We start from the raw sequence: 19,171 nt of genomic DNA, 5'->3' as shown, positions 1-19,171 counted from the left end.
CACGAAATGGCAGGCATCCGCACGGATCAGCACACTTTCATAAAGGAGCGGCATTGTGTGGCTTTGGCACTGGTGGTGGCTTTGCCGGGCGCGGGTTTGGTGACGTCGCCTCAGCCGGCGACCTTGCCGAGGCCGCCGACGTATTGCCCAGTGCTGAGCGAAGCTCTCGCTTCTTCGAGACGGGTCACAGCGTCGGGGGCTTCTCCGGCGAGAAGAAGTCCGCGAGCGCCATAGCCAGTGCCTCTGGAGCCTCCTCCGCCATGTGGTGCCCCGAATCGATGCCGTGTCCCCGCACATCCCTCGCCCATCCTCGCCAGATCGCGAGGGGGTCGCCGTGGAGCTCCTCCAGATCGTCCCGGAGCGACCACAAGACCAGCAAGGGACACGCCACCCGCTTCCCGGCAGCGCGGTCGGCCTCCTCGTCGTGCCGATCCACGGTGAGGCCGGCTCGATAGTCCTCGAGCATGGCCCGCACCACCTCGGGACGGCGGGTGGCTGCGCGCCACTCGTCGTAGTTCTCCCGTCCCATCCTCGCCGGGTCGCCGTGATACCAGCTGTCCGGGTCGGCGTTGATGACACGCTCCGGGATCTCCGGCTGAGCGAAGAAGAACCAATGCCACCAGCTGGTCGCGAACTTGGCGTTCGCTCGCCTGAGGTGCTCACTGATCGGGATGCAGTCGAGCAGGGCAAGGCGTACGACGGCGGCCGGGTGATCGAGCGCGAGCCGCAAGGCCGCATAACTCCCGCGGTCGTGCCCCACCGCGGCGAATCGCTCGTGGCCCAGCGCCTGCATGAGACGCATCATGTCGCCCGCCATGGCGCGTTTGGAGTGGGCGGAGTGATCCGGACTCGGTGCCGGGCCGGACGACCTGCCGTAGCCGCGCAGGTCTGGGCACACCACCGTGAAGCCTTGCCGCACGAGGCGGGGCGCGACCTCGTGCCACGTGGCGGACGTGCGGGGATGCCCGTGTAGCAACAGGACGGGACATCCCTCGCCGCTATGGCGGACGTACAACGACGCGTCGCCCACATCGATGTTCTCGCTCACGAACCCTTCGAACATGCGGCTGGTGCTTCCCCGAAGCCCGGCCGATGAACGCTAGGCAGCCGCTTGATGATCGGCCGTTCGCGCCGTCACGCTGCGCCAGCCGAAGGCGACGGCGCCGGTCAGGAGCGCCACCCCGGACAGCACGCCGCTGACGAGCGGCACCCAGGCGACCGCGCCCGTCGGGGCCAGGAGCAGGCCGGCGACGCCGAGCACGGTGAGGACCACACCGGGTACGGCGATGCCCCGGTCCTTCCAGATCGGCGCCAGGGCGATGAAGTGCACGCCGACCACGAACGCGACCCAGGCCACGTTGGCCTGCCCGGGGAGCCCCCAGGCGGCCAGCACCCGGAGCCCGCCGAAGAGCAGGAGCGCCTCGGCGGCGACGACGATCAGGTAACCACGGCCGAACATGTTCCGCCGCGGTCCCCCGCCGGTGTGCTCTCTCCGGGCCGCGACGAACCACATGGCGATCACACTCGCGGCCGCCAGGCAGGCGGCCGCCCGCAGGACGTTCACGGTCAAGGTGTTCAGCGGGCTCTGCGCGTTGACGACGACGAAGACCGCGCCGAAGACCGCGCCGACCAGCAATCCAGTCATACGTTGCATGACGTTCATTGAAGTGCGCGCCGGATCCCGCCCGCAGGGGGGCTGGGACGAGGACGGGGTAGTCCTGGCCCTACCCCGCCGCCCTACCCCGCGGCACCGCGCAGGTAGGCGAGCACGGCCAGCACCCGCCGGTTGTCGTCGGCGGTCGCGGGCAGTTCGAGCTTGGCGAACACGCTGGCCACGTGCTTGCCGACGGCCGCCTCGGTGATCGACAGGGCGCGGGCGACGGCGCTGTTGGAGCGCCCTTCGGCGATCAGCGCGAGCACCTCGCGCTCCCGCTGGGTCAGCCGGTGCGCAGGCTCGGTGGTCTCCCTGGCCCTGGCCCAGGTCTGCTCGAACAGGTCGATGAGGATGGCGATCAGGCTCTGCTGCCTGATCACGAGAGCCCCCGGAGAGTAGGGGATGGGGGTGATCCGGACGAACGCCACCGCGCGGTCGAAGACGAGCAGTTGCTGGATCGGCTCGTCGATGACCCGGTGCAGGTCGCCGGTGGCGTGCAGCTCCCTGATCCGGGCCGCCTTACGGGGGTCGTCCAGGACGCTCGCGTGGACGATCGTGCGCATCGTCATGCCGCGCCGCAGGGCGTCCAGCACGCGGAGCCGGCTCTTCTGCTCCTCGCGGCCGTGCTCCGTCGAGCCCACCGGGTGCATGGCGCGCAGTTCGCGGGCCGTCGCGGCGGCCTGCGCGATCTGCTCCCGGACGAGCTCGTTCTCCTCCACCCGCTCGACGTCGACGGGGATGCCGCGTAGCTCGCCCACCACCTCCTCCAGCCGATGGGCAAGCTGGGCCAACGCCACGCTCTCGTTCACACGCCCCCTCATCCGTATGGGGACATTCTGACCGATCCCTTGGCGGCACTTGTGGCGGACGTTACAAGAGAGGTCCAAGTGAGTCCCAAGGCGGGCCGGGGAGCATGGTCCCTCTTCTGCGGAAAGAAAGGGACCCCCGATGAGAAGGACAGCGTTGCTGCTGGGTGCCGCGCTGCTCAGCAGCCTGCTGGCCGCCCCTCCGGCGCTCGCCGCCCCCGCCGTCAGTTCGGCCGCCTCCGCGGTCAGGACGGCCGCGCCCGCGGTCAGGACGGCCAAGGTTAAGGCGAGCCCCGCCAAGCAGTCCGGCGCCTGCCCCACCACGGTCGGCTTCTCCGCCGTGGTCGCGGCCAAGGGCCGGGGAACCGTGCGTTACCGCTGGATACGCGGTGACGGCAGCAAGGGCGCCATCAAGAGCTTCCGCGTCAACGGCACGCGCAAGGTGGTCGTGACCGACCGCCAGACGTTCGACCGGAGCACCTCCGGCTGGCAGGCCGTGGAGATCCTCGGCAGGAAGGGGCTGTCGGCCAAGGGCCGCTTCAGCGTCGCGTGCGCAGGCCCCGTCGTGGTGTGGGACGGCGCCCACCCGCTGCCCGCCGAGCCCGGCAGGCCGCTGGTCGCCGCGGCCGACGTCGAGGCGAGCCCGGCGACCTACCGCGGCGCCTGCCCCACGACGGTGGTGTTCACGGGCACCGTCCAGGTGTCGCGCACGCCCGCCAAGGTCGACTACCAGTGGATCGACAGCAGCGCGGGGGAGGGGCGGCCCGAGTCGCTGTACTTCGCGGCGGGCGGGCCCCGTACCCGGCAGGTGACGCTGCCGCTGTCCGTGGGCAGCTCCACCGGCGGCTGGAAGGCCATCCGCATCCTCAACGCCGGCGGCCGCGACTCCGGACGCGCCACCTACCAGGTGACCTGCTCCACCACACCCACGACGCCTCCGCCCACGACGCCTCCGCCGACGACACCTCCGCCGACGTCGCCGCCTCCTACGACGCCTCCGCCCACCTCGCCTCCGCCTACGACGCCGCCTCCCACGACGCCGCCTCCCACGACGCCTCCGCCCGCGCAGAAGCCGGTGCCGCAGATCGTCGACGTCACCCCCGGCAACTACGAGGGCAGCTGCCTGGAGCCCGTCTCGTACCAGGCCACCGGCCGCATCGCGCTCCCGGCCGGCCCGGCGCGCAAGGTCACGTACTGGTGGATCCTCGACGGCGTCAAGTGGACGCCGCAGACCGTCGACTTCCCCGCCGGCGACCAGCCCCGCACCCGTGACGTGTCCGCCACCTGGAGCCTCGACTCCGGCCGGAACGGCACCCACACGCTCGGCCTCGCGACCGAGGGCGGCCCCGGCGAGCCGGCCGAACGCGAGTTCTCCTTCGCCTGCGTCGACGAGGGCGGCGACGCCAAGCTGACCGTCGAGTACATGCTGACCTCCCACTTCACCGGCCAGTGCGACGGCTCGTTCAGCCTGATGGCGGACGCCATGGTCGTGACGGACCGCGAGGCCGACGTCAAGTACCGCCTGGTCGTCGACGGCAAGCCGGGCACGCTCAGGACCGCCAAGCTCAAGCCCGGTGTACGGAGCAGGATCGGCGACTTCTGGTACAGCAACGCCAGGTCCAGCGGCTCCGGCGTGGTCCGCCTGGAAGTCCTGAACCACAACAAGCCCGCCAAGCAGGAGCCCTACACCTGGACCTGCACGCAGCCCGACCCGTCGCCGGGCACGGTGCAGATCACCGAGATCGAGTCGGTCGGGTACTACGGGGACTGCGTCGCCGATCCGTACCTGACGGCCTTCGGCGAGTTCAAGGCGCCGGCGGGCACGGAGGTCAGCTACCACTGGGTCATCGACGGCCAGGCCGGGGAGACCTTCACCCACAAGCTGCCGGAGAGCGGGGTCCTCGGCATCCAGGCGTTCAGCTGGAGCCGGCCGGCCAGGACCGACGGCACGATCAAGATCGAGGTCCTGAACCACAACAAGCCGACGGCGCAGACCACCTACCCCATCCGCTGCGAGAAATGACGGCCCGTGCGTGCCGTCGTCCCGGCGGCGGCACGCACACCGACCGCGCCGACCGGGGCCCGCGAGTCGGTAGCAGGCCGTTTTCGGCCGCCATGAGCCAGTCTGGAAGACGGTAGCCCGCTAACAGAGGTGATCGTCGTGACTGACCTGTCCGGATTTCAGCATCCCCGCCTGGCCCGCGTGTACGTCCAGGCCTCCGCCGCCGCGGACCTGCGCGGCGGGCGGGAGCACCGGCAACGGCTCCTGGACGGGCTCGAGGGCCGGGTGATCGAGATCGGCGCCGGCAACGGCCGCAACTTCGCCCACTATCCCAAGACGGTCAGCGAAGTCGTCGCGGTCGAACCGGAGGACACCCTGCGCCGCTTCGCCGAAGCCGAGGCCGCCTCGGCGCCCGTGCCCGTGCGGGTCGTGGCCGGCCACGCCGAGGCTCTGCCGGGCGAAGCCGAGGCCTTCGACGCCGCGGTGGTCTCGCTCGTGCTGTGCAGCGTGCCCTCACCACCGGCGGCGCTGGCCGAGATCGCCCGGGTGCTCAGGCCGGGCGGTGAGCTGCGCTTCTACGAGCACGTACGATCGTCCAACCCGGCGCTCGGCCTGCTCCAGGACGCGATCACCCCGGTGTGGCGGCGCATGGCCGGAAGGTGCAGTCCCAACCGCGACACGCTCGCCGCGATCGGGCGGGCGGGCTTCGCCGTGGACGAGGTCGAGCGGTTCGCCTTCGCGCCACAGCCGCCCATCCCCGCCCTCGCGCACGTCCTCGGCCGGGCTCACCGGACCACGTAGAGCACCCCCGGTCAGGGGCGGACCGCGCCGAGCAGGCGGGTGCGCCAGTAGTCGTCCAGATCGACGACCTTGATGACGTCCCCGGTCTGCGGCGCGTGCACCATCTTCCCGTTGCCGGCGTACATGCCCATGTGCCCCAGCCCCTTGCTGAAGAGCAGGTCCCCGGGCTGCAACGCGTTCAGGGGGACGCGGCGGGCGGAGCCCCAGCTCCACTGCGTCCAGGTCGTACGGGGCAGCTCGACCCCCGCCTGCCGCCAGGCGGCCTGGGTCAGGCCGGAGCAGTCGTAGGAGCCCGGTCCCGTGCCGCCGAACCGGTACGGCTTGCCCACCTGCGCGAAGGCGAACTGCAGCGCCAGGCGGGCGTTGCCGGAGGCCGGGCCCGTGTACTTGATGCCGGCGCTGTTGGGGTCGCCGGTCTTGAAGGCGCCCAGCCTGCGCAGCAGCTTGGTCTGCTCGGCGATCAGCTTCTCGATCTTGGACTTCTCGTCGCTGACCTTGTCGCGCGCGGCGTCGGACTCGGCCAGGGTGCTCTTGGCGTCGTTGCGCCGGTCGCGCAGCTCCTTGGTGGCCGCCTCGTAGGCGCGGACCTTGGCCGCCCGGGACTCGGCCATCTCCCGGAAGGAGGCCATGCTGTTCAGGATCGCCGTGGGATCGGCCTGGCCTGCGAGCCCCTCCCACCCCCTGATCGGGCCGAACTGGTAGTCGTTGACGGCCAGCCGGACGAGGTCGTCGCGCAGGGAGCCGGCTCGGGCGTCCTTGAGGCGCAGCTCGGTGTTGAGAGTGTCGTACTTCTTCTTGGCCTTCTTGTACGCCTCCGTGGCCTGGTTGTACCGCTCGACCACCTGGTCGGCCTGCTCGTTCAGCTTCACGAGCTTGGCTCTGGCCTTGGCCGGCGACGGCTCGGCCACGGCGGCGCCGGGAGTGACGGCCAGTGCGACCAGGGACAGGGCCGCGGCCGCCGCTGTTCGTCCAAGCCTTGTCGGCAGGGCCACTACGACGCCTCCTCGTAAATCTCCAGAACCTGGGGCGAAATAGTACAGAAGTGAAAGGGCTGTCTGGCCTGTTTGCGGCATCGAGAATCCGGAACGGCGGGTACTACCTGCGCTAGGGGACGATCACGCCGGTCCAAGAGGAGATACGCACGCAGTGCCTCCGGCGTTCAACGGGAGACTCATGCTGTTGGGACGTCTACTACTATGTCTTGTAGTTGTTCTGTTGTCCGGGTGAGCAGTGACGCCGCTGGCTATCCTGGCGCGAATACTAAGGTCGGCAGCTGTGAGGGGGGAGCGCGTGGCACGGCGGTTGCTCCTGCCCGGCCTTCCCTGGCTGCTGCCTCTGCTGATCGCGTTCGGCGTGGCCGGCATGCACACGCTGGGGCATCTCGGCTCTCACCATGGTGGCGCCGTCGCTCAAGGCTCGCACGTTCACGCCTCTCCCGTGGAGTCTTTCGGGATGGACCGGGGTGAGGTCGCGATCTGCTCGCGGGACGCGGCCGGGTTCGATCCGAGCGACGTGTGCCTGGCCGTGCTCACCTCGGTCATCGCGCTTCTGATCGCGGTCGTCTGGGCCGCCACGCTCTACTGGCGTGCGGGGATGGGCGGCTGGGGGTCCCCGGCGCGTACGGCGGCCAGAGCGCCGCCGCGCCGCCTGGCGCCGAACCCCGCGGTGCTCTCGGTGATGCGCATATAGGCCGAAATATCGGCGGACGGGCTGAAAAGCCCGGTTCGCGATGACGGCCTGCGTACCTCCATCACCGAAGGAAAAACACCATGTTCACGAATATGAGGATCCCGGCTGCCACCGCGGCGGCCGGAGCCGTGCTTGCGCTGGTCGCCGGCTGCGGCGGCACCGACAGCGGCTCGATGGGGCCGGACATGGCCGGCATGTCCAGCAGCGCACCCGCCGCGACGACGGCGAGCGCCTCGCCCGCGGCGGCGTTCAACGACGCGGACGTGATGTTCGCGCAGATGATGATCCCGCACCACCAGCAGGCGGTCGAGATGGCCGACCTGGCCGCGACCCGGGCCGCCGACAAGGAGGTCAAGGAGCTGGCCGCGAAGATCAAGGCCGCTCAGGACCCGGAGATCCAGACCATGCAGGGCTGGCTCACGGCGTGGGGCAAGCCGATGCCGTCCGAAGGCATGGACCACGGGATGGGCCATGACATGCCCGGCATGATGTCCGAGGACGACATGAAGAAGCTGGACAAGGCCAAGGGCGGCGCGTTCGACCGGCAGTTCGCCGAGCTGATGATCGCCCATCACGAGGGTGCGATCCAGATGGCGCGTACCGAGCAGACGCAGGGCTCCAACGCCGAGGCCAAGGAGCTGGCCAAGACCATCGAGACCGCCCAGCAGGCCGAGGTCGCCCAGCTGCGGGAGATCCTCGACCGCCTCTAGGAGAGGGCCTTCAGGAGCCGGTGGCCCGCCGCACGGCGCGGCGGGCCCCGGGACCGACCGGCTACCGCCTCTGTGCGACGGCCGCGGCGAGGTTGGCCACCTCCGCGTCGTAGCCGCGGCGCGGGTCGAGCGGCCGGCGGATCTCGGCGAACGGCGGCAGTTCCGCGTCGTCCAGCCGCACCGGGACGAAGCGGCCCGCCGACCCGTTGTAGACCTGGGTCAGCAGCGCCGCATACGCGTCCAGCTCGACGACTCCCGGCCCGACGGACCACTCGGGTCAGGCCGTGCGTCCGCTCCTCGCCCTGCTCCGGCTCCTTGTCCGGCGTCACGTCGCGCAGCACCATCAGCCGCAGCTGGTCCCCGTCGCCCCCGGTCACGATGTCCGGCCCGTCCATGCTGGAGATGGCCTTCGCCGGCTCGATCAGCGTGTGCCGGTCCGGCCGTGTCCGTCGGCGCAGGCGTCGGGGGGCACCGTTCGGAGCTCGTGGGCGTTCGTCACCGGGTTGCCGGCCGTGGCGTCAGATTCATGCGGATCCCGTCCGCGGCCCACAGCACGAACCGTTCGACGGGGACGACGTCGTGTCCGGAGGCCGGCTGGAAGCGGAATCTCCTCAGAAGGATCGCCAGCACCAGTTCGGCCTCCACCATGGCCAGGCTCGCGCCTTCGCAGCTGCGCGGACCGAGGCCGAACGGGATGTAGGCGTAGCGAGGTCGGCCGGCGACCTGGTCGGGGGTGAAACGGCCAGGGTTGAACGTCTCGGGATCGGGCCAGTACCGCGGGTTCATGTGGACGGCCCAGAACGGATAGAAGATGGTCGTCCCGGTGGGGATCTCGTAGCCGCCCAGGACGAGATCCTCGGTGGTCTCGCGGGCCCCGTACGGACCCGGCGGATACAGGCGCATCGATTCCTTGAGCGCCATCTGGAGCCGGGTCAGCCGTTTGAGGTCGGCGTAGTCGGGTGCGACACGATCGGACAGGACCTCGTCGATCTCCGCCGTGACCCGCTCGGCCTCGGCGGGGTGCCGGGAGAGCAGGTAGAGGGTCCACGAGACCGCCACGCCGGTCGTGTGGTGGGCGGCAAGCATGATCATCAACACGGTGTCCCGCACGCGGGCCGGGCTCATCCCCGCCGCGACCAACGCCGCGGCCAGGGCGTTGCCGTCCTGCTGGGCCGAGGCGAGCACGTCGTTCACGGTTGCGCGCAGGTAGGCCAGGGCCTCCTGGGCACGCTTCCGTCTCTGCTCCTCGGTTCCCGGGTCGGCCGGTTGGTACTGACGGCCCAGATACTCCGTGAGCACGACCTCGAAGGCCGTCACGACCTTGTCCGGGTCGTGGACGCCGTTGCCGAGAGCGTACTGGCAGATCATCCGGAGCGACAGCGCGCTCAGGTCCCTCTGCAACTCGACCGGTCCCTCGCCGGCCTGTTTCGCCCACCGGTCCGCCAGCCGGCCGGCGAGCGCGGTCAAGCCGGGGAAGTGGGCCTCGTGGGAGCGGCGACCGGCCAGTACGGACAGGACCGCGCGGCGCCATGGCGTGTGCTCGTCCGCGGGCAGGGTCTGCAGGTTGCCGGCCTCGCACAGCGGGGCCAGGAACCCGAACAGCTCCTCCGGTCGTTTGTTGACCCCGGCGGTGGCCTCGAGCAGCACCGGGTCCGCGATGGAGACCGCTGAGTCCGTGCCGGGCAGCTCGAAACGTACGACCGGCCCGTATTCGGCGTGCAGCCGCAGTTGGTAGGCATGCAGGCCGCCCGCGGTAGCGATGTCATGCAGCCCGCCGTCACCTCGTACGGGCGGTCCGGGGATCACCGACACGTCACCTCCATGGACATACGGATCTCTTCTACGTATCTCCCGTGAGCGGCTGCCTGGCAAGGTGCCGAGCACCCGCGGCAGCCTCCGGCGACCGTCACCGCCTCGGGTCCGACCCGCTCACCCGCAGGTGGTCGTTCAGTGATCAAGGATGAGGGCGGAGGCTCACAGCGGCAGCTCCAGCGTGACGGTCGTTCCGTTGCCGACCGATGAGGCGATGTCGTACCGCCCTCCCAACGCGGCGGCCCGGGCGTGCAGCTTGCTCCGGTCGATGACCTCGTGCGAGCCGAGCCCCGGCCCGTCGTCGCAGACGGTCAGTCTCAACGTGACCCCGGCGGTCAGCGCCATCGAGACGTACGTGGCCTGCTCGACGGCCGAGAACGCGTCGACCAGCACCGCGAAGGCGAGGAGGGCCGCTTCGTGGGGAACCGCACCCTCCGGCAACGCCCACACCTCCACCGGAATCCTCGCCTGCTTGCCCCAATCGGCCACGAACGCCTTCACCGACTCCCGCAGGCCCGTGACAGGCGATGGCCCAATGATCACATCCGGTACCACGGTCATGACACCCCCTCCTTACGGCACCAGGGTCGTGGAGGGGTCTTGGAGCCGCATGGTGATGAGATGAGAGTCCCATGAATCGTGTCAGCGTCCTGCGTCCGGCTGGTTTGCGACGTCCTCTGGCAGGAGTGGGGCCGAAGCCGTCACGCACGTTGCAAAGGCGGGTGGTGGTGGCGTCCAGCCGCGCCAGGAGGCAGGAGAGAACCCCTTCGCGACGGAGCAGCACCACGGGACGCACAGGCGCCTGGCAGGCGCGGACCCATACGTCCCGTGGAGCAAGACTTCCGCGCGGTCAGTCGTTGTCCAGCGGCTCCAGCACGAACACCGGGATCTCCCGGTCCGTCTTCTTTTGATAGTCGGTGTACGGCGGATACGCCGCCACCGCACGCTCCCACCACTCGGCCTTCTCCGCGCCGGTCACCTCACGGGCCTTCATGTCCTGCTTGGCAGGGCCGTCCTGAAGTTCCACCTGGGGGTGGGCCTTGACGTTGAAGTACCAGACGGGGTGCTCGGGAGCGCCGCCCTGCGAGGCGACCACGGCGTATCGGCCTTCGTGCTCCACGCGCATCAGCGGCGTCTTGCGGATCTTGCTGCTCTTGGCACCCAGGGTGGTCAGCAAGATGACGGGCATTCCCGTGTCTCTCAGGGTCGTTCCCTTGGTGCCGCCGGAGCTCTCGTACAGCTCCACTTGCTCGCGCACCCACTGCGTCGGGCTGGGTTCGTACTCACCCGCAAGAGGCATGGCATCCATCCCTTGGTCGGTCAACTCACGTTCAGGACGCTCCAACATCCGGCTCGTGCGTTTTCATCCAAAAACGCAGTCTTGGTTGTCAAGTGCTGGGGTGTGCGCTTGCACGATGGCCGAAGTACGGACACCCATGCGAAACGTGCTGCCGACAATGGGGTATCGCACGGCCGCGTCGCCAAGGCGTGGATCGACCGGTGTCATGATGCCGAATGGCGTCACCCTCAACATCGCCCCCTGGGCACGAGGTCCTTGACCACACCACGACCGACGTGGTGGATACGGTGACCCAGCCGGTCGACCTCTTGCTCAACCTCGCACCGATCGAGCCGTCGCAGCTCGCCGACCAGGCCGCTCTCGTGCGGTCCGGCGGGGCCGTGGTCAACACCACGGTGTGGACGCAGGCGCCGAGCGACGAAGGGCGCCAGGTGCGCGGGCTCAACGTCTTCGTCCGGAGCGACGCCAAGCAGCTCGCCGGCCTCGTGGCGGCGATCGACCGAGGCGAACTTCACATCGACATCAGCCGCCGTATCCAGCTCGAGGACCTCCCGGGGAGTCGCCGCCGGTGCCGTGTCCGGCAAGGTCGTCGTCCTTGCGCCGACCGCCTGACCCCTCTCATCCCTCACTGGACTTGAATACGACGGCGCCCAGATCACGACGCGCTGGTATGGCAAGAACGACACCAACCCCGGCTCGGCCGTGCTGTTCTTCCACGGCGGCGGCACCACTCACCTCGCGCCGCCCCGCCGTACCCACCTGGGGTGAAGGCCGCTGCCCCTTTCAGGCGTACTTGGTCTGCCCCCTTTTAACGCCGCAGCCAGTGGATGTCCGCCATGGCTCGGCATGGCCGTCCCATGGCGGATATCAGGCCACGGCGGACAGCTTTTTGGAGCACCGTTGAGGGACTGGCGCCGATCCAGGCCGCCAGATCGGCTTGGGACAGCGGCGGCGCCAGGGGCGGATTCGGGTGAGCCGCCGCCTGCCGCGCGGCTCAATCGCCGCCCGGATTCGCTGGGCCGTCGCGGAGTACGCCGCGCACCGTGTCAAGCCGTACACCCGGGTCGAACTCCGTCAGCCACCAGGTCGCGCCGGCGGCGGCGTACGGCAGTGGGTCGACGTCGGAGGGCAGGCTGATGGCGATGTCGTACGAGGCCATCTCGCCATGTCGCAGTTCGGTGAGGGTGGCGACGACCTTGGCGAGCTGGTCCGGGTGCTCCAGATTGATCGGAAAGAAGCCGTCGAGCCGGGCGGCCCGGCGGATCGGCTTGACGTTGCCGGGGAATCCGGCGGCCCACACCGGCACGCCGGGCCGCTGAACCGGCCGCGGCAGGAACGTGATGTCGTCGACGGTGTAGTGCTCGCCGCGATGGCGCACCGGCTCGCCGGACCACGCGCCGGCCAGGATCGCCAAGGACTCGTCGAGCATCCGCCCGCGCTGCCGGTCGTCGAGCTGCTCGCCGGTCTTGGACAGCTCGCCGCCGAACCGGTCGCTTCCGAGTCCGACGCCGAGGGTGAGACGGCCGTCGCTCAGCTGATCCAGTGTCGCGGTCTCCCGCGCCACTTTGGCCGGCCGCCGGCGGGCGAGCGTCGACACCATCGGGCCGAGCCGCAGCCGCTCGGTCGCGGTCGCGATCGCCGCCAGCGCGATCCACGAGTCGGCGACCTGCTGGACCGGCGCCCGCCAGGACAGGTGATCCCACACGAAGCAGCCGTCCCACCCGGCTTCCTCCGCTTCGGCGGCCAGGTTCGCCACCGCCCGCGGGTCGGCGAGCTCGTCGAAGAGCGGCAGCCAGAGTGCCGATCGCAGCCGGTTCACGGGCGCTCTCCTTCGGAAACTGAAAGGATCTCTGCAATCGTGATGTCCCAGAGCTCCGGCGGCGGCATCTGGTGCCCCATGCCTTCGAGCGGGACGAGCCGTGCTCCCGGGATCTCCCGTGCCAGCGCCTCGCCGTGCCCGTACGGGAGCAGCGGGTCCGCGGTGCCGTGCAACACCAGCGTGGGCACCGCGATCTCACCGAGGCGGGCGCGGACGGGCTCGCCGCCGGCGAGCTGCCAGTGGTTCTGCGCCGACGCCGGGGACGGGCTGCGATCCCAGACGCGGCCGACGACGCGGCGCAGCCGCTCCTCGTCGACGGGGATGGTGCCCGCGAAGGTGCGCTCGCCGTCGATGTAGTACGCGATGACGGCCTCGCGGTCGGACCAGTCGGGCGCCTCGTCGCCGCCCTCGGCGAACCGTTTCGCCAGCTCGGCGCTCATCGGCGGCAGGTCAGGGCGATCGGGGTCGCCGGGCCCGCCCGGGCTGGTGGCGATGAGCGTCAGGGAGGCGACCCGGCCGGGGTGGTGCACGGCCAGGTGCTGGGCGATGCCGCCGCCCATGGAGACGCCGACGATGTGCGCGGCCGCGATGCCGAGTTCATCGAGCAGGCCGACGGCGTCGTCGAGCAGGGCGTCGCTTCCGTACGGCGGCTCGCCGGGCGGGAAGGTTGTGGAGCGGCCGGTGTCCCGGGTGTCGTACCGGATGACGTGCCGCCCGCCGGCGGCGAGGCGCTCGCAGAACTCATCGTCCCACCACTCCATCGACGCCTCGGCGCCGCCGATGAGCAGCAGGGCGGGTGCGGCAGGGTCGCCGAATGTCTGAGCGCAGAGCTCTACGCCGTTGATTTTGAGGAGTCGTTCGGGGTGATCTTGATGACCGTTCATGTCCGGCACGCTAAGCCTCGCGGCCCCATCGCGAAAAGCCATGATTTCCGATTGAATCAATCGCCTACAGCGATATATTCAGCTGCCGCTGAGCCCTTTCACGCGACGAGAGTCGCGCTCTCCCGCGACTCGTCCGATGTCACATCTGGCCGGCCAGCTCATTGGCGGCTTCGACGGCGATGTCGATGGCTCGGGCCGCGAGGGGCGACTGGGTGCGCCCGGCCGGCCAGTACAGGTACCACGTGCAGGCGGGCGACGGCCGCAGTCGATGGATGCTGAGCCGGTCGTCGGACCAGACGTCGGATCCCTGGAGGGCGAGCCAGGGCAACACCGCTGAGCCCAGGCCCACCCGTACCATCGACACGACGGTGTCGTGGCCGGCCGTTCGGAACACGATCCGCGGCCGGGCGCCCGCGCCGGCGAGCTCCCGTTCCAGCCATCTTTGGTGGACGGTGGGCGGCCAGGCGACCATGGGAGCGTCGTCGAGCAGCTGCACCGGTACCGGACCATCGGGGAACGCACCTGCGCCGGCCACCAGGAGATACGGCTCGTCGAGCAGCTCGACGTGCTCGACGTCGCCGTCGATCCGATCGTAGTGGAACAACAGGTCAAGATCTCCGATCCTCGGATCCTCCGGTCCCACCTCCGACAGCCGGATGTCGCAGCCGGGGTGCTCGCTCAGCAGCCGGCGCACGACGGCCGGCAGGATCAGCTTGGTCGCGCCCTGGAAGGTGCCGATGTCGATCCGGCCGTTACCCGCCTTGAAGCGATCGACGGCGTCGGCCAGCGCCTCCGACTTCGTGAGCAGATCGCGCCCGTGGGCCAGGACCACCTCGCCGAGAGGAGTGGTCCGTACCGGCCTGGGGCCTCCGGGCCGGTCGAAGACGGCGCCACCGACGGCCTTCTCCAGCGCGGCGATCTGCTGGCTCACCGACGACTGGGTGTAGCCGAGGCGAACCGCCGCTCGGCCGAACGTTCCCTCCTCGGCGATAGCGGCCATCGTCCTCAGGTGGCGCAGCTCAACGTCAGCCATAACGTCAGAGTATCGCGAATCGCGATTGATTTGATCGAAATTAATCGCTTTTCTTGATGTACTAGGTGATCTTAGTGTCATCGGCATGACGACCTACGACACACCCGCTCCGACCGCGATACCGCTGGGCCGCCGACTGTCCCGCCTGCGATTGGACCTGCCTGGGCTGGTCTGGTCCCTGGCGGCGACTCATTTCGTGAGCCGCGCTGGCGGAGTCGCACAGTCGTTCCTCGTGCTCTATCTGACGCAGGAGCAAGGGCTGACTCCGACGACCGCGGGCGCGGTGGTGGCGGCGACGGGAGCCGGAGGCATCGGATCCCAGGTGCTCGGCGGCTGGCTGGGCGACCGGATCGGACGACGCCACACCATGCTGGTGGGGTTCCTGGGAACCGCCGTGACGCTTGTTGCGCTCGGCTCGGCCGACACGGTGCCGATGATCTGGGCGGCGGCACTCGGTGTCGGGCTGATGGCGGACCTGTTCCGCCCGGTTGGGTCGGCTGTGGTGGCCGACCTCCATCCGAGCCAGCGGGTCCGGGCCTTCGGGTTGCTGTTCTGGGCGGCCAACTTCGGCTTCTCCATCGCCACGATCACCGCTGGGGTCCTGGCCCAGTATGGGTATGGACTCCTGTTCTGGATCAATGCCACGGCCTCGATCATCGCGGCGCTGATCGTCTGGCGCCGGATTCCCGAGACCCGGCCGGCGACACCGAGTCAGCCCCGCCGAGCGCTGCTGCCGGTGCTCCTGCGCGACCGGCTGATGATCGTCATGGTGTTGATCTACGTCGCCTATTTCACCCTGTTCCTGCAGACGTTCGCGACGCTGCCGCTCGTCATGACGGCAGATGGTCACGGCCCCGCGACCTACGGCGCGGTGCTGGCTCTGAACGGGATCGTCATCGTGGTGGGCCAACCACTGGCGGTACGGCTGCTTGCCGGTCGCGACCCCAGCTCGGTGCTGGCCGTGTCCATGCTCCTGGCCGGTGCCGGCGTCGGTTTGGGCGCCCTCGTGGAGAGTGGTGTCGGCTACGCGGGATCGGTCCTGGTCTGGACCCTCGGCCAGATCGGCATCGCCGTGATGTTCGGCGCCACCTTCGCCGACCTCGCACCGGCGGACCTGCGCGGCAGGTACATGGGCATCGCCTCCGCCACCTGGAGTGTCGGTGCCGTGTTCGGCCCGCTGGCCGGCACCGTACTGCTCGACCATGCCGGACGAACGGCTCTGGCAGCGGCATGCGCGATCGCCGGGATCGCTCTCTTCGCCGCCCAGCAGGCGCTCGGCCCGGCACTCCGCCGCCGAAGCGGAAGCTGACCCATGCCCGTCTGTCCGCTGTGAAAGTCTCGGTTTTCGGTAGGGGTACCACCCTCGCTCCAGCTCAGGAAGAGCTGCTGGACGGCAAGGTCGCCGATGCCGAGATCCGCGCCACCCGCCGACGCCGTGACCAAGCGATCCACTGACGACAAACCGCTCAGGGCCATCGCACCCTCTTGCGCCTTCAACGCCTACGTTCCCGGTCTTCTTGTGCCGGGACTCGGCCATCAGCATCAACAGGCTCACGCCGTTCTCGCCCAGGTGGGTCAGCGCCGAGTGTCGCAGCTCGTCCAGGTCCCAGCCGGTGCCCGGCCCGCCGACGGCGTGTGGGCGTCCAGCAGCGCGCGCACCCGGTGTTGGGACAGCACCTTGCCCGGCCCCGAGCGACGGTGGGTGAGGAACACCGGGCCCCCGGTGCGGTCCTTGAGCAGGCGCGGCAGCAGCCCGGCGGGCGTTCCAGGTGTTGACCGCCGCACCGCCCCACAGCAGCTCCAGCGCCTCGCCGATCTCCTCATCAGCCACCGACGCCAGCGGCCACGCCGCTCCTTTGCCGCAGATAACAGGGTCGCCTCACGTACCGTCCGGCGGGCGTCGCCGCAGGTCTCGATCCACGATGCCGCAGATAACAGGCCGTTATCCACGCCAAGACTTCAAGATTCTTCGGGGCCGGCCCTCCCGGTCTTCTGGCCAGGCACGACCGGGCTTAGCGCAGGAACATCTCGCAGAGATGTTCCTCAATCCCCGTGACCACGCGAACGCGCGAGCGCCCAGCGCCGTGCGACGGGCACCTGCATGGTATGTTGAATAAACGTTTACTCAATGAGGTGAGTATGTCCAGGACGCGAAGTGAGCAGGCGGTATGGCGCCGGGAGCAACTGCTGGACGCGGCCTTGCGCGTGTTCGCCGACAAGGGCGTGGACGGGGCCACGGTCAAGGATGTGGCTGAGGCCGCCGAGGTGACACCCGGCCTGCTCTATCGCTACTTCGACAGCAAAGAGGCGATGGTGGAGACGCTCCTGTCGGAGCGGGGCTTCCTGCCCCGCCTGCGGGAGCTGCGGACGGAGCAGAACGACTCGCGGCCGGCTCCCGAGGTGCTGACCGAGCTGCTGAAGGCGTTCGACCGGCTGCTGGCCGACAACGCCGAGCTGATGGCCGTGTTCTTCAGCGCCGCCCAGGCCCGCGGGCCGCTGGCGGCGCTGGCTGGTGAGGGCCAGCGGCTCATCGGCGACTTCCTGCTCGAACGCATCGACGCCGGCGAGCTGCGCCCGCACGACACGGTCACGGCCGCCAGGACCCTGTTCGCCACCGTCGCCGTCAACCGGCGGCTGGGCACCCCCATCGACATCGCGGCCCTGGTCGGGCTGCTGTTTCCGGAAGAAGGATGAGATGCGCGCACAGTGCTGTGTCGTCGGGGGCGGCCCCGCGGGCATGATGGCCGGGCTGCTGCTGGCCCGTCAGGGCGTGGAGGTGACCGTGCTGGAAAAACACGCGGACTTCCTGCGCGACTTCCGCGGCGACACCGTCCACCCCTCCACCCTCGAACTGATCGCCGAACTGGGCTGGATCGAGGAGTTCCTGAACCTCCCGCACACCAAGATGCCGCAGGTGGCGGTCAACATGGGCGGCCGAGACGTCACCTTCGCCGACTTCAGCCGGCTGAACGTGCGCTGCCCCTACATCGCGTTCATGCCGCAGTGGGATGTGCTGGACTTCCTGGCCGGCAAGGCCACGGCCTACCCCTCCTTCCGCCTCCTGCGTCGCGCCCAGGCCACGGAACTCCTCACCGATCAGGGACGGGTGACCGGCGTTCTGGCCGACACCGCCGACGGGCCCGTGGAGGTGCGGGCCGACCTGGTGATCGGTGCCGACGGCCGCCACTCCACCGTACGGGCCCGCGCCGGCCTCACTCCCGTGAGCGCCTCGCCACCCATGGACGTGCTGTGGTTCCACCTGCCTCGCCGCCCACAGGACCAAGTGCCCTTCTTCCAAGGAGGCAAGGGGGCGCTGATCTCCATCGACCGTGGTGACTACTGGCAGATGGCCTATGCAATCCCGGCGGCCGCCTTCGACGAGCTCAAGACCGCCGGGCTGCCGGCGTTCCGGAACCGGGTGGCGCACCTGGCCCCCGCCCTGCGCGACCGCGTGGACCAGATCCACGACTGGGAGGCGGTGCACCACCTGAGCGTCCGGGTGGACCGGCTGCCACGCTGGCACCGGCCGGGACTGCTGTGTATCGGTGATGCCGCCCACGCCATGTCGCCCGCGGGCGGCGTGGGTATCAACCTGGCCGTGCAGGACGCGGTGGCCACCGCCAACCTGCTGGGCCCGCTTCTCGCCCGAGGCGGCGAACCACAAGACACCGATCTGGCCCGGGTGCAGTCCCGCAGAGAACGCGCCGCGAGGATCACGCAGGCCTTCCAGCTCGGCATCCTGCGCGACCTCTATCCCAAGGACCTGGGCGACGACACGACCCGGCATGTGCCTCCGATCTTCACGGCGTTCCGGACGCTGCCGCCGCTGCGCCACCTCCTGGGTCGTTTCATCGGTATGGGCGTCCGTCCGGAGCACATCGCCGCATGACCGACACCATCCCCTTCCGCGCCCTCGCGTGCACAAGGAGCAGAGGCAGTTCATGTGGTGGAGGGCCGCGCTGTGAAATCGAACGGGATCCGGCGCGGGCCGCGTTCGGAGGCAGGGAAAGGCTCGGCCCGCTGATCTACTTCGTTAACGCCGGATCCCGTTCCAAATCTCCCTGACCCCCGACGATGCCACCACGGCGCACATCCTGCGCCATACACTCGCCACCACGCTGGTCCGCAGCAAGACCGACCTGGTCCTGGTCGCCGAGATTCTTGGCCACGCCCGCCTGGAGACCACCCGGCGTTACAGCTTGCCGTCCGACAAGGACAAGGAAGACGCCCTCAAGCTCGGATCGAACGCCACAAAATACTTGGAGGAGCGATCAACGAGCCCTACAAGATCGCCGCAGAAAGTTCGCGTCGTTTCACTGAGACGAAGCCGGGCAGGGAGGCGCGCTCACCGATCCGTGAAGTTGTGGGTCTTGAACGGCATCGCCCGGCGATTGCGCGAGAAGGCTGATCGCCTCGATCGCGGAGCCGAGTCGCAGCGTTTTTCCAGCAAGCCAATGGATCGGACGCGGTGGCTGATATTCGAGCTTCGCAGGATGCTGCCGCAGATGCCGGCGAACTCGTGCCTCTAACGGCCCTCGTCGAGTCGGGCCCGGCAGGTAACTCGGCACGCCCTCACTTCCGGCCGCCGCGCCCTCGTGGCTGCCGGCATCTGCCGTCACCTGCCGCAGCGATAGTCGATCCAACACCTCTACGCGCAGGTA

At 69.5% G+C, this 19,171-nt stretch carries 20 protein-coding genes; 9 read left to right on the top strand and 11 right to left on the bottom strand.

Annotated features, from left to right (window positions below; all coding sequences use genetic code 11):
• Positions 1-184: 184 nt before the first annotated feature.
• The 3 genes from AB0J87_RS26655 to AB0J87_RS26645 all read right to left on the bottom strand — a co-directional run bounded on the left by AB0J87_RS26655 (position 185) and on the right by AB0J87_RS26645 (position 2,463).
• The gene (locus tag AB0J87_RS26655) at positions 185-1,063 is read right to left on the bottom strand and encodes an alpha/beta hydrolase (protein ID WP_363969326.1); all 879 of its coding nucleotides are present in this window, start codon (positions 1,061-1,063) and stop codon (positions 185-187) included.
• Positions 1,064-1,099: 36 nt separating this feature from the next.
• A complete protein-coding gene (locus tag AB0J87_RS26650) occupies positions 1,100-1,645 on the bottom strand; it encodes a hypothetical protein (protein ID WP_363969324.1) in 546 nt (181 codons plus the stop codon).
• A 92-nt stretch (positions 1,646-1,737) separates the two neighbouring features.
• Positions 1,738-2,463: a LuxR C-terminal-related transcriptional regulator gene (locus tag AB0J87_RS26645; RefSeq protein WP_363969322.1), complete on the bottom strand. Its 726-nt coding sequence runs from the start codon at positions 2,461-2,463 to the stop codon at positions 1,738-1,740.
• Positions 2,464-2,602: 139 nt separating this feature from the next.
• Between AB0J87_RS26645 and AB0J87_RS26640 the strand changes: the two genes are divergently transcribed.
• Positions 2,603-4,483, top strand: coding sequence for a hypothetical protein (locus tag AB0J87_RS26640; RefSeq protein WP_363969320.1), 1,881 nt, complete (start codon positions 2,603-2,605; stop codon positions 4,481-4,483).
• A gap of 138 nt (positions 4,484-4,621) precedes the next feature.
• Positions 4,622-5,263, top strand: coding sequence for a class I SAM-dependent methyltransferase (locus AB0J87_RS26635; protein WP_363969318.1), 642 nt, complete (start codon positions 4,622-4,624; stop codon positions 5,261-5,263).
• A gap of 11 nt (positions 5,264-5,274) precedes the next feature.
• Here AB0J87_RS26635 and AB0J87_RS26630 read toward each other — a convergent pair whose 3' ends face one another.
• Entirely contained in the window at positions 5,275-6,255 is a 981-nt protein-coding gene (locus AB0J87_RS26630) for an NlpC/P60 family protein (protein ID WP_363969316.1), read from the bottom strand.
• Between the two features lie 298 nt (positions 6,256-6,553).
• Between AB0J87_RS26630 and AB0J87_RS26625 the strand changes: the two genes are divergently transcribed.
• Entirely contained in the window at positions 6,554-6,952 is a 399-nt protein-coding gene (locus AB0J87_RS26625) for a hypothetical protein (RefSeq protein ID WP_363969314.1), read from the top strand.
• A 92-nt stretch (positions 6,953-7,044) separates the two neighbouring features.
• Positions 7,045-7,662, top strand: coding sequence for a DUF305 domain-containing protein (locus tag AB0J87_RS26620; protein WP_363969312.1), 618 nt, complete (start codon positions 7,045-7,047; stop codon positions 7,660-7,662).
• 495 nt (positions 7,663-8,157) lie between these two features.
• On the opposite strand, the gene AB0J87_RS26615 is transcribed toward AB0J87_RS26620, so the two are convergent.
• The 3 genes from AB0J87_RS26615 to AB0J87_RS26605 all read right to left on the bottom strand — a co-directional run bounded on the left by AB0J87_RS26615 (position 8,158) and on the right by AB0J87_RS26605 (position 10,774).
• Positions 8,158-9,474: a cytochrome P450 gene (locus AB0J87_RS26615; protein ID WP_363969309.1), complete on the bottom strand. Its 1,317-nt coding sequence runs from the start codon at positions 9,472-9,474 to the stop codon at positions 8,158-8,160.
• A 162-nt stretch (positions 9,475-9,636) separates the two neighbouring features.
• A complete protein-coding gene (locus AB0J87_RS26610) occupies positions 9,637-10,035 on the bottom strand; it encodes a hypothetical protein (RefSeq protein WP_363969307.1) in 399 nt (132 codons plus the stop codon).
• Positions 10,036-10,324: 289 nt separating this feature from the next.
• Positions 10,325-10,774 (bottom strand): nitroreductase family deazaflavin-dependent oxidoreductase, encoded by a 450-nt coding sequence (locus AB0J87_RS26605; RefSeq protein WP_363969305.1) that lies wholly within the window; start codon positions 10,772-10,774, stop codon positions 10,325-10,327.
• A 215-nt stretch (positions 10,775-10,989) separates the two neighbouring features.
• Here AB0J87_RS26605 and AB0J87_RS26600 point away from each other — a divergent pair, with 215 nt between their 5' ends.
• A complete protein-coding gene (locus AB0J87_RS26600; RefSeq protein WP_363969303.1) occupies positions 10,990-11,412 on the top strand; it encodes a zinc-binding dehydrogenase in 423 nt (140 codons plus the stop codon).
• A 356-nt stretch (positions 11,413-11,768) separates the two neighbouring features.
• On the opposite strand, the gene AB0J87_RS26595 is transcribed toward AB0J87_RS26600, so the two are convergent.
• The 3 genes from AB0J87_RS26595 to AB0J87_RS26585 form a co-directional block, all read right to left on the bottom strand.
• On the bottom strand, positions 11,769-12,593 hold the full coding sequence (locus AB0J87_RS26595) for an LLM class flavin-dependent oxidoreductase (RefSeq protein WP_363969301.1): 825 nt from the start codon (positions 12,591-12,593) through the stop codon (positions 11,769-11,771).
• The gene (locus tag AB0J87_RS26590; protein ID WP_363969299.1) at positions 12,590-13,477 is read right to left on the bottom strand and encodes an alpha/beta hydrolase; all 888 of its coding nucleotides are present in this window, start codon (positions 13,475-13,477) and stop codon (positions 12,590-12,592) included. The genes AB0J87_RS26595 and AB0J87_RS26590 overlap by 4 nt, the downstream gene beginning before the upstream one ends.
• Before the next feature lie 139 nt (positions 13,478-13,616).
• Positions 13,617-14,510 carry a LysR family transcriptional regulator gene (locus AB0J87_RS26585; protein WP_363969297.1) on the bottom strand — a complete coding sequence of 298 codons (894 nt, stop codon included), beginning with the start codon at positions 14,508-14,510 and terminating at the stop codon, positions 13,617-13,619.
• Positions 14,511-14,595: 85 nt separating this feature from the next.
• Between AB0J87_RS26585 and AB0J87_RS26580 the strand changes: the two genes are divergently transcribed.
• Positions 14,596-15,819, top strand: coding sequence for an MFS transporter (locus AB0J87_RS26580; RefSeq protein ID WP_363969295.1), 1,224 nt, complete (start codon positions 14,596-14,598; stop codon positions 15,817-15,819).
• 266 nt (positions 15,820-16,085) lie between these two features.
• Here AB0J87_RS26580 and AB0J87_RS26575 read toward each other — a convergent pair whose 3' ends face one another.
• Positions 16,086-16,295 carry a hypothetical protein gene (locus AB0J87_RS26575; RefSeq protein ID WP_363969294.1) on the bottom strand — a complete coding sequence of 70 codons (210 nt, stop codon included), beginning with the start codon at positions 16,293-16,295 and terminating at the stop codon, positions 16,086-16,088.
• A 354-nt stretch (positions 16,296-16,649) separates the two neighbouring features.
• Between AB0J87_RS26575 and AB0J87_RS26570 the strand changes: the two genes are divergently transcribed.
• From AB0J87_RS26570 to AB0J87_RS26560, 3 genes are all read left to right on the top strand, one after another.
• On the top strand, positions 16,650-17,204 hold the full coding sequence (locus AB0J87_RS26570; protein ID WP_363969292.1) for a TetR/AcrR family transcriptional regulator: 555 nt from the start codon (positions 16,650-16,652) through the stop codon (positions 17,202-17,204).
• A 1-nt stretch (position 17,205) separates the two neighbouring features.
• Positions 17,206-18,399, top strand: coding sequence for an FAD-dependent oxidoreductase (locus AB0J87_RS26565; RefSeq protein WP_363969290.1), 1,194 nt, complete (start codon positions 17,206-17,208; stop codon positions 18,397-18,399).
• Between the two features lie 154 nt (positions 18,400-18,553).
• Entirely contained in the window at positions 18,554-19,039 is a 486-nt protein-coding gene (locus tag AB0J87_RS26560; RefSeq protein ID WP_363970122.1) for a site-specific integrase, read from the top strand.
• Positions 19,040-19,171 lie beyond the last annotated feature (132 nt).

It is taken from the genome of Nonomuraea sp. NPDC049625 (assembly GCF_040675285.1).
Lineage (GTDB): Bacteria > Actinomycetota > Actinomycetes > Streptosporangiales > Streptosporangiaceae > Nonomuraea > Nonomuraea angiospora_A.
This window is presented reverse-complemented; position numbering and strand designations above follow the sequence as displayed.